Source organism: Stenotrophomonas sp. INTA L402-1, from assembly GCF_059295135.1.
Map to the genome: position 1 here is coordinate 90,186 of NZ_JCAFWP010000013.1, position 9,796 is coordinate 99,981.

The following is a 9,796-nucleotide window of genomic DNA, read 5'->3' on the forward strand; positions in this document are numbered from 1 at the left end:
ACGGCGGTGATCTGGGCTGAGTAGCACATCGGCGCAATCTGACACGCCGCAGCCTAGTGCCCGGTCACGTCGATCAGCACGAAGTGGCCGGATGCGCTGAACTGTGTCTCATTGTCGGACTGCGGGATCAGGGCAGTCGCACCGGCATAGTAGAAGCGCCCCGAACCCGCTACACCGGTCCCATCTTCTGCGGCCCGGTCAGGCGGAAGCCCACGCCACGCTCAATCCGCTGACACGAACGAGACGAGATCACCGCGTAGCGCCGGCCAGCCGGCACCAGCATATAGGCGTCCTCTGCCGCCCCGAACAGGGCAGTAGCTACGCCCATGATGCGCAGGGGCTTCGCCCACAAAGCGAAGGCCAGCTCCACGGTGTGCGCTCGTAGACCTCGATTCCGGTCTTGCCCGGCGTTCCGGTCACAACCGAGTCGTATACCCGCACCGTATCGAATACAAACGATGAGCCCGCGTAGGCCGACACTCGCCAGTTGTTGCCTCCGAGATTAGTCAAAATCACGTTGAGCCCGAAGTTGCTGTTCGGACCAGTGACCGCAACTACGGGGCTCTTGGCCTGGAAGTCAAGCGTGACGTACCGGGCTACTATGATCCTCGACACATGGTACGCAACGGCGCAAGCTTCGTTGATATCGATATTATGGCGCAAATGGAAGTTGAGCAGATCGCTTCGGACATGCACCGTTCCAGATGAGGTGTACGCCTCAAAGCCTGCTGGTATATCAGTGCACTCCGTACAAGACAGTTGCCGGGACCTGGGAGAAGACTGGTTGCCCGTTGGCATCCGCAATGGACGTGAGCCAGGTCGCAGCGCGCGGCCTCATCATCCAGAAGTCGAAGACCAGCAACCGCGTCGCCATGGAGATCACAGGCGAGTTGGCTGCGCTGCTCGAGCGCGTTGCAAAACGCAAGAGGGAGAAGTGCCCGAATGGGCGAGAGAAGGTCTACAGCACGCGGCTGATCGTAGACGACGACGGCCTAGCTCTGGGGCGCGCGGCCCTGCGCTACCGGTTCGACAAGGCCCGGGAGGCAGCGGGTACTGCAAAGGGGGAGTTCCAGTTCCGAGATATCCGCGCCAAGGCGGGCACGGACAAGGCCGATTCGGCAAAGGACATTCGCGAGGCGCAGCACCAACTGGGCCATTCATCGGTCACCACGACCGAGATCTACGTGCGAAAGAAGTGGGGCCAAGGCCACTCCGACGCGGTGAAATGCGGAGCAGTCTGGATATTGCGGAGCGCCTGAAGCGGCGCAAACCGTTGGGAGACATGGAGCGGGCGATGGGAATCGAACCCACGTCAGTAGCTTGGGAAGCTACAGCTCTACCATTGAGCTACGCCCGCATTGCGGGTGAAAGTCTATGCGGAGCGGCCGGTGTTGCGCAATGGTGGCCGCCGCACCCGCCGGGCATGGCCCGGCGCTGCCGTGCAGGCATCCCAGGCACCTTGCGGTGCCCGGGATGTTGCATTCATCAGAAGCTGCCACCCACGGTGGCGAAGATCGTCGCGTCACGGGCGCGCTTCTGCGCGGCCGTGGTGCTCAGGCCAACGTTGCCCTGCAGGCCGAACAGGTCCATGCGCGCACCCAGAACAGCGGTGGCGTAGTTCTTGTCGAAGTCCAGGCCCGGCACGCGGTAGCTGCCCAGTTCCGGCAGGGTCTGCAGCCACGCGCTGGCCTGCTTGGTGTCCTCGAACTCGTGGTCGTAGGTCACCTGCACGTACGGCTTGACGGTGCCGCCATCGAAGCGGGCCTGCCAGCCGATGCGGCCGACGGTCGAGTCGACGTTCTGGCGGTCGTAGCCCAGCGCGGTGGCCAGCGTGCCAGCAGCAGCGCTTTCGCTGTAACCGTCGATCTTGACCTTCTGCCAGATCACCGCAGCGATCGGGCCGTGGCGGAAGCCACCTTCGGTGCCGAACTCGTAACCGGCATTCAGTGCAGCGGTCAGGTTGCTGCCGTCCGGCGAGCCACCGTGTTCGCGGGTGGCCGGGCCCAGCTGGACCTTGCGGTTCACGTCATACGACAACCAGGTGTAGCTGACCTGGCCGTTGACCCAGACGCGGTCGCCATACCAGGCAGCGAACAGGCCGGCGGTGGTGTCCTTCTGGGTGAAGTCGCCACGGCTGTTGCCGAAGTCGGCACTCATGCGACCGAAGCCGGCGAAGCCGCCGACCACCACGCCGTTGCGTGCCCAGTCGACACCGAACAGGCCGGCCGGCGCCACGCCGTCGTACAGGTCGGCGTGGTCATAGCGCTGCAGGTCACCGCGCACGCCACCCCACCACGACAGGCCATCGGCCGGACGGGCGCCCAGGTGGTTGCTGACCTGGTCGGCACGCGAACGGCCGACGGTCTGTGCCGAGTGGCTCAGCACCTGCTGCAGGCGCGGAGCCTCCAGCACCGAGACGGCGTACTGGCCCAGCAGCTGGTGACCGGTAACGGTCGGATGCACGCCATCGGCGAACAGATAGGTCTGGTACGCATCGGGGCTGACGTAGGTGGTCGGGTTGCAGCCGATGATGCTGCCCGTGGTGTTGGCCGGGTTGATCTTGCAGGCGGTGCCGGTGACGTTGGTGAAACCGTACATGCCCGGGTTGGCGGTCACTTCACGCAGGATGCTGAAGGTATCGAGCGGAATGAACTCGATGCCCGCCTGCTTCAGGCCGCCATACAGCGCCTTGTTGTAGCCGACCGACATGGCGGTGGCGGCTGCTGCATTGGGGCCGCGGAACTGCGGGGTGATGCCCACGTCCGGCAGGTTCGGCACCAGCACGTACTGGGCACCGGCCTGCTTCAGGGCACCGACCAGCGCGATCTGGTCGGTGACCGCCGCACCGATGATGCCCTGCACCTGGGCCGGCGGCGCACCCGCACCGGCAGCGCCGGCGGCGGCAAACAGGTCGTTTGCGCCACCCCAGACGGTATACAGGGCGTTACGGTCAGCCTTGCCACCGTTTGCCGCCAGGTAGCGGGCCGCCTGCGACTTCAACGAAGGGATCGCGCCGAGGGCACCACTGCCTTCGACCGACACGCGGGCGCCGCCGACAGCGTAGTTGTCGCCGTTCTGGCCGTTGCCGTTGGGGTCCTTGTTGAGGCCGTAGTAATTGGCGACCTGCTGCGACCACACCCAGCCCGGGTTGGTGGTGAACTGGCCGGAGAGCCCCTGCGTGGCCTCGGGCAGCAGCGGGCGGAAGTAGCCGGCGTCGGTGAGGCTGTCACCGAAGAACACCGCCTTGGAGTACGGATTTTCGCCTGCCATGGCCGGCAGCGCGGCCAGTGCGATCGCAGCCGCCATGAGGGAGCGGATCGGGTGTTTGCTGAGCTGCATCTAGGAACTCCTGTGGGGTAAACAAGTTGGAATCCGGCGCACGTACGCCGGCGCACGGTCAATGGTTTCACCGCGCCGCCGTTTGCTCACGCTGCGCCGCCGCATGGATTGTCGCCTGACCACGTCGAAACCTGCTGTGCCGGAGCTGGCGCCCGGTTCAAATTACAAACGTTCCGATCCCGACGGGCTATCAGCGACAATGCAGGGATGAACATCCAGCTCAACGGCGAACCCCGCACCCTGCCCGCCTCGGCGACCCTCCACGACCTGCTTGAGGCCGAGCAGCTGCTGCAGCGCCGGGTGGCGGTGGAGGTCAACGGCGAGATCGTCAGCCGCAGCCGCCATGGCGAGCATCTCCTGGCCGAAGGCGACGTGGTGGAGATCGTGCACGCGCTGGGCGGGGGCTGAGGCCATCCCGGGCAGTGCCGGCCGCTGGCCGGCAATCCGACGCTGTCAGGCACCCTGCATCTGCCGGCCAGCGGCCGGCACAAACCCTACCCATCCACGGCCTGCACGCCATTGCGTGATCCCATCTTCAGGCGGATAAGCGATAATCGCGCCATGAACGTTCATGTCTCCCCCGATTCGCTGGTGATCGCCGGCAAGACCTATGGCTCGCGGCTGCTCACCGGCACCGGCAAGTTCAAGGATCTGGAAGAAACCCGCCTGGCCACCGAGGCTGCAGGCGCCCAGATCGTCACCGTGGCCATCCGCCGCACCAACATCGGGCAGAACCCGGGCGAGCCGAACCTGCTCGACGTGCTGCCGCCGGAGCGCTACACCATCCTGCCCAACACCGCCGGCTGCTACACCGCCGAAGACGCGGTGCGCACCTGCCGGCTGGCGCGCGAACTGCTGGACGGCCACAACCTGACCAAGCTGGAAGTGCTGGGCGACCAGAAGTCGCTGTACCCGGACGTGGTGCAGACCCTCAAGGCCGCCGAACAGCTGGTCAAGGACGGCTTCGAGGTGATGGTCTACACCTCCGACGACCCGATCCTGGCCAAGCGCCTGGAAGAGATCGGCTGCGCTGCGGTGATGCCGCTGGCTGCGCCGATCGGCTCGGGCCTGGGCATCCAGAACAAGTACAACCTGCTGCAGATCATCGAAGACGCCAAGGTGCCGATCATCGTCGACGCCGGCGTGGGCACCGCGTCGGATGCGGCGATCGCGATGGAGCTGGGCTGCGACGGCGTGCTGATGAACACCGCCATTGCCGGTGCGCGCAGCCCGGTGCTGATGGCCAGCGCCATGCGCAAGGCGGTCGAGGCCGGCCGCGAGGCCTTCCTGGCCGGGCGTATCCCGCGCAAGCGCTACGCCAGCGCCTCCTCCCCGGTGGATGGGTTGATCGGCTGATGACCAATCCCTTCGACAGCGCCGGTTCCAAGGCCCCGCCCAAGCCCTTCACCGTGAGCGAGGGCCGCCGCGAGGTGCGCAGCTTCGTGTTGCGCCAGGGCCGCTTCACGCCTGCCCAGCAGCGCGCGTTCGACGAACGCTGGCCGCGCTTCGGCATTGACTACAACGGCCAGCCGCGTGACCTGGACGCCACCTTCGGCCGCCCGGCGCACAAGGTGCTGGAAATCGGCTTCGGCAACGGTGCCGCGCTGCGCTTCGCCGCCCAGCACGACCCGGCGCGCGACTACATCGGCATCGAAGTGCACGCGCCCGGCGTGGGCCGGCTGCTGAACGCACTGGCCGACGACAACGCCGAGCACGTGCGCCTGTACCACCACGATGCGGTGGAAGTGCTGCAGAACGAGATCGCCGACGGCGCGCTCGATGAAGTGCGCATCTACTTCCCGGACCCGTGGCACAAGAAGCGCCACAACAAGCGCCGCCTGCTGCAGCCGGCGTTCGCCGACCTGCTGGTGCGCAAGCTGCGCCCGGGCGGCCGCCTGCACTGCGCGACCGACTGGGAAGACTACGCCGAGCAGATGTGGGACGTGCTCGACGCCACCGCCGGCCTGGTCAACCGCGCCGGCCCGCGTGGCAGCGTGCCGCGCCCGGACTGGCGCCCGCAGACCCACTTCGAGACCCGCGGCCAGAAGCTCGGCCACGGCGTCTGGGACCTGCTGTACGACCGCACCTGACGATCGCCTGAGGACACTGCGCCCCACATGGATACCGCGCTGACGCTGACCAACGACATGAAGCTCGTGCTCGGGCTGGTCGGCTTCACGATGGCGATGTTCCTGTTCGAGCGCATCCGCGCCGACGTGGTGGCGCTGGTGGTGCTGGTGGTGCTCGGTGTCACCGGCCTGATCGCACCGGAGGAGATCTTCGGCGGTTTCTCCGGTAACGCGGTGATGAGCATCATCGCCACCACCATCCTCGGTGCGGGCCTGGACCGCACCGGGGCGTTGAACCGGCTGGCCGCCTGGCTGCTGCGGCGTGGCCACGGTGTCGAGCAGCGTCTGCTGATGATGACCACGGCCATTGCCGGCCTGAATTCCTCTTTCATGCAGAACCCGTCGGTGATGGCGCTGTACCTGCCGGTCGCCTCGCGACTGGCGGCGCGCACCGGGCTGACGATGCAGCGCCTGCTGCTGCCGATCTCGGCGGCGATCGTGATGGGCGGCGCGTTGACCATGGTCGGCAATTCGCCGCTGATCCTGCTGAACGATCTGCTGGCCTCGGCCAACAACAACCTGCCCTCGGGCCTGGCCACCATCGAGCCGCTGCGCATGTTCGCGCCGCTGCCGATCGGCGTAGCGCTGCTGGTCGCCTCGTTGCTGTACTTCCGCTACTACGGCGACCGCAAGCTGATCGAAGAGGAAAACTTGGTCAACGACGGGGTCACGCCGGCGCGCACCGAGAGCTACTTTGCCAAGACCTACGGCATCGAAGGCGATGTGTTCGAGCTGGTGGTCAGCGCCGAGAGCCCGCTGGTCGGCATGACCCTGGGTGAGGCGGAGACCCTGCACGATGCGCCGCTGCTGCTTGCCCTGAAGACCGGCAACGACACCCGCCTGGCGCCGCCGGCGGAGATGCGCATCTGGGTCGGCAGCGTGCTCGGTGCGATGGGCCCACGCGAGCAGATCAGCGACTTCGCGCAGAACCAGTTCCTGCGCATGTCCTCGCGCCTGAAGCACCTTGGCGACCTGTTCAACCCCAGCCGCGCTGGTATTTCCGAGGCGGTGGTGCCGCCGACCTCGAACGTGATCGGCAAGAGTGCGGCTGACCTGCGCCTGCGCAAGGAGCGCGGCATCAGCCTGCTGGCGATCAACCGCGACAAGCAGGTGATCCGCGAGGACGTGCGCGACGTGCAGTTGCGTGCCGGTGACATGCTGGTGTTCCACAGCATCTGGACCGACCTGGCGCAGGCCGCCCGCAGCCGCGACTTCGTGGTGGTGACCGACTACCCGACCGGCGAGCAGCGCCCGCACAAGTTCAAGATCGCCATGGCGATCTTCGCCTTGACCATCCTGATCGCGCTGACCAGCAAGCTGCCGGTGGCGCTGACGCTGATGACCGGCGTGGCCGGCATGCTGCTGACCGGCGTGCTGCGCATGGACGAGGCCTACGCCTCGATCAACTGGAAGACGGTGTTCATGATGGCCGGGCTGATCCCGCTCGGCTGGGCGATGGATTCCAGTGGCGCGGCGGCATGGGTGGCCGGCCATACCATCGACAAGCTACCCACCGGTATTCCGGTATGGGTACTGGAGGTGGCGCTGGCGCTGCTGACCACGGCGTTCTCGCTGGTCATCAGCCATGTGGGCGCCACCATCGTGATGGTGCCCATTGCGGTGAACCTTGCGCTGGCGGCGGGCGGCAACCCGACGGCGTTCGCGCTGATCGTGGCGCTGTCGGCGTCCAACAACCTGATGACGGCCTCCAACCCGGTGATTTCGATGATCACCGGCCCGGCCAACTACACCCCGCGCGAGATGTGGCGGGTCGGCGGCCCGCTGTCGCTGATCTACACCTGCGTGGTGGTGCTGATGATCAACCTGATGTTCTGAGGGTTGGGTTTGTTGGCAGGGCTGCGCCCTGCACCTGCAGAAGCAACGTCAACGTCAAAAGCTGGTTTCCTGGGGGATGGCGGGGCGGGTCCTGCACTGCTTTGGTAGGTGTCGACCTTGGTCGACACGGCAGATCCACGCCATGCGTGGATGCTTTTGTAGAGTCGAGCCATGCTCGACTGCTTCTGGCTTGATGCGGTCAGAGCCGCTTTCCTGCGGAAAACGGATCCGACTCCTGGCCTGGACTCAGGCCAGATAAACCTGCCCGTCGCGCACGTCCACCGGCACCGCGCGCAGGCGGTCGCCCTTGCAGGGGCCGGCGATGCAGTCGCCGCTGTCCAGCGCGAACGAGGCACCGTGGGCGGCGCACACCAGGTGGCCTTCGCGGCTCTTCAGGAACTGGCCCGGCGCCCAGTCCAGGCGACGGCCGGCGTGCGGGCAGATGTTCAGGAACGCACGCACCTGCGCGCCGTCGCGGTACAGCACCAGCGATTCGGCATCGCCATCAACCACTGCTTCGACCTCGGCAAACGCGCCATCGGCAATGGCATCAAGGGCGATCAGGGCAGCGGCGACAGTCATGGCGAAGGCTCGGACAGTAAACGCGCATTGTCGCACGCCCGCTCAGGTGACTGGCTGCAACATGAACACAAGTCATTGATTCGTAATAAGCACAGGCTATATTTAACGAGTTTTTCACTCAATGACAGTCGCACCTCCCGATACTCTGGTTTCGCTGATCCCAGCCTATCGAGCCGCCATGTTCAATCGCGCATCCGCCTTCAACCAGTTCCGCACCCTGTTCGCGCCGCGCAAGCCGCGTCACCCGCTGGTGCGTGTTGCCGTGGGCCTGCTCGGTCTGGCGATCCTGGCCGCGATGGTGTTCATCGGCGTGTTCGTCGGTGCGGCGATGATCCTGGTCGGCCTGGCGTGGAAGCTGCTGGCCTCGCGCAAGCCGGGCGTTGCCCGTCCGGTCGATCCGACCGTGGTCGAAGGCGAGTACCGCGTGGTGCGCAAGCCGGTGCTGCCGGCCTCGCGTTGATCCACGTCCTCCGCGCCCGCTGACGGCGGGCGCCATGCGTTCTAGACTGCGGGCACGCCCTTCCTGGATGCCCGCATGTCCGATGTCTCCGATGTGATCCCTGCCGTAGCCGTGCCGCGTGTGCCGGTAGCCGGTGGCGGCAGTTTCCCCGTGCACCGTATCTACTGCGTCGGCCGCAACTTCGCCGACCATGCCCGCGAAATGGGCGCAGCAGTGCCGGCGGCCGACGATCGCGGCCGTCCGATGTTCTTCAGCAAGCCGGCCGATGCGATCGTGGTCGGCCACGACGATGCCATTCCCTATCCCCCGGCAACCGCCAACCTGCACCACGAAGTGGAGCTGGTGGTGGCAATCGGCCGTGACGCGCCCGTGGGCGAGCTGGCCATGGCCGACGCCGAGGCGCTGGTCTACGGCTATGCCGTGGGACTGGACCTGACCCGCCGCGACCTGCAGGCCGCCGCCAAGGACAAGGGACACCCGTGGGATGCGGCCAAGGGCTTCGATGCTTCCGCGCCGATCAGTGAAATCGTCCACGCCGAGGAAGTCGGCGACCTGGCCGCGCTGAACCTGTCGCTGGAGGTCAACGGCGAAGTGCGCCAACAGGCGCTGCTGGACCAGATGATCTGGAACGTGCCCGAGATCCTGCACGAGCTGTCCAAGCTGTGGCAGCTGCGCGCCGGCGACCTGGTGTTCATGGGCACCCCGTCCGGGGTGGCTGCGCTGAAGCCCGGCGACCGCTTCAGTGCCCGCCTGGAAAACGTGGCCGAGCGCCACGGCGTGATCGCCGGCTGACATCACCTGCGCTACCCTGCGCGCTGTCCACTTCCCCCACCGGAGAAAAACAACAATGGGAATGCTCACCGAGTTCAAGGAATTCGCGATGCGCGGCAACGTCATCGACCTCGCCGTCGGTGTGGTGATCGGCGCGGCCTTCGGCAAGATCGTGACCGCACTGGTCGAGAAGATCATCATGCCGCCGCTGGGCATGCTGATCGGCAAGGTGGATTTCTCGCAGCTGGCCTGGACGTTGTCACCGGCCAGCATCGGTGCCGACGGCAAGGAAATCCCGGCCGTGGTGATCGGCTATGGCGACTTCATCAATACGCTGATCCAGTTCGTGATCGTGGCCTTCGCCATCTTCCTGGTGGTCAAGACGATCAACCGCCTGTCGCGCAAGCAGGAAGCCGCCCCGGCCGCACCGGCCGAGGAAGTGGTGCTGCTGCGCGAGATCCGCGACAGCCTGAAGAAGTAAGGGCGCTGGGCGCCGACTGGCGCCCCACCCATCTGTAGAGTCGAGCCATGCTCGACTGGGCGAAATGAAGCAGTCGAGATCCTATGTTCGTGGTCAAGCCTGCTGGAAGCAGGCTTGACCCACCTTCAGCATGGCCGGATCGAAGTCCCGGCCGCTTTTGAAGACACCCCAGGCGATCCTGGCCAGCTTTCTGGCCAG

General features: G+C 66.1%; 10 protein-coding genes, 1 tRNA gene and 1 pseudogene. 8 read left to right on the forward strand and 4 right to left on the reverse strand.

Annotated features, from left to right (window positions below; all coding sequences use genetic code 11):
* Window positions 1-809 precede the first annotated feature (809 nt).
* Entirely contained in the window at window positions 810-1,259 is a 450-nt protein-coding gene (locus AC5O77_RS09870) for a tyrosine-type recombinase/integrase (protein ID WP_478057702.1), read from the forward strand.
* 24 nt (window positions 1,260-1,283) lie between these two features.
* On the opposite strand, the gene AC5O77_RS09875 is transcribed toward AC5O77_RS09870, so the two are convergent.
* Both AC5O77_RS09875 and AC5O77_RS09880 read right to left on the reverse strand, forming a co-directional pair.
* Window positions 1,284-1,357, reverse strand: a tRNA-Gly gene (locus tag AC5O77_RS09875).
* A gap of 128 nt (window positions 1,358-1,485) precedes the next feature.
* The gene (locus AC5O77_RS09880; protein ID WP_032128836.1) at window positions 1,486-3,339 is read right to left on the reverse strand and encodes an autotransporter domain-containing esterase; all 1,854 of its coding nucleotides are present in this window, start codon (window positions 3,337-3,339) and stop codon (window positions 1,486-1,488) included.
* 207 nt (window positions 3,340-3,546) lie between these two features.
* On the opposite strand from AC5O77_RS09880, the gene thiS reads away from it, so the two are divergent.
* The 4 genes from thiS (at window position 3,547) to AC5O77_RS09900 (ending at window position 7,304) form a co-directional block, all read left to right on the forward strand.
* A complete protein-coding gene (gene thiS / locus AC5O77_RS09885) occupies window positions 3,547-3,747 on the forward strand; it encodes a sulfur carrier protein ThiS (protein ID WP_049401605.1) in 201 nt (66 codons plus the stop codon).
* A 153-nt stretch (window positions 3,748-3,900) separates the two neighbouring features.
* On the forward strand, window positions 3,901-4,695 hold the full coding sequence (locus AC5O77_RS09890; protein WP_010481470.1) for a thiazole synthase: 795 nt from the start codon (window positions 3,901-3,903) through the stop codon (window positions 4,693-4,695).
* The gene (gene trmB, locus AC5O77_RS09895; protein WP_494506753.1) at window positions 4,695-5,429 is read left to right on the forward strand and encodes a tRNA (guanosine(46)-N7)-methyltransferase TrmB; all 735 of its coding nucleotides are present in this window, start codon (window positions 4,695-4,697) and stop codon (window positions 5,427-5,429) included. Before AC5O77_RS09890 ends, trmB begins: the two co-directional genes overlap by 1 nt.
* Before the next feature lie 27 nt (window positions 5,430-5,456).
* Window positions 5,457-7,304 (forward strand): SLC13 family permease, encoded by a 1,848-nt coding sequence (locus tag AC5O77_RS09900; protein ID WP_494506754.1) that lies wholly within the window; start codon window positions 5,457-5,459, stop codon window positions 7,302-7,304.
* A gap of 246 nt (window positions 7,305-7,550) precedes the next feature.
* Here AC5O77_RS09900 and AC5O77_RS09905 read toward each other — a convergent pair whose 3' ends face one another.
* Window positions 7,551-7,886, reverse strand: a complete 336-nt coding sequence (locus tag AC5O77_RS09905) for a Rieske (2Fe-2S) protein (protein WP_317217583.1) — start codon at window positions 7,884-7,886, stop codon at window positions 7,551-7,553.
* A gap of 178 nt (window positions 7,887-8,064) precedes the next feature.
* On the opposite strand from AC5O77_RS09905, the gene AC5O77_RS09910 reads away from it, so the two are divergent.
* The 3 genes from AC5O77_RS09910 (at window position 8,065) to mscL (ending at window position 9,598) form a co-directional block, all read left to right on the forward strand.
* Window positions 8,065-8,346, forward strand: coding sequence for a hypothetical protein (locus AC5O77_RS09910; protein ID WP_005410817.1), 282 nt, complete (start codon window positions 8,065-8,067; stop codon window positions 8,344-8,346).
* A 75-nt stretch (window positions 8,347-8,421) separates the two neighbouring features.
* Window positions 8,422-9,138, forward strand: a complete 717-nt coding sequence (locus AC5O77_RS09915) for a fumarylacetoacetate hydrolase family protein (RefSeq protein WP_134952190.1) — start codon at window positions 8,422-8,424, stop codon at window positions 9,136-9,138.
* Window positions 9,139-9,193: 55 nt separating this feature from the next.
* The gene (gene mscL / locus AC5O77_RS09920) at window positions 9,194-9,598 is read left to right on the forward strand and encodes a large-conductance mechanosensitive channel protein MscL (RefSeq protein ID WP_032130206.1); all 405 of its coding nucleotides are present in this window, start codon (window positions 9,194-9,196) and stop codon (window positions 9,596-9,598) included.
* 93 nt (window positions 9,599-9,691) lie between these two features.
* Here the strand turns inward: mscL and AC5O77_RS09925 are convergent.
* Window positions 9,692-9,796: pseudogene (locus tag AC5O77_RS09925) on the reverse strand (IS110 family transposase); the annotation flags it as partial.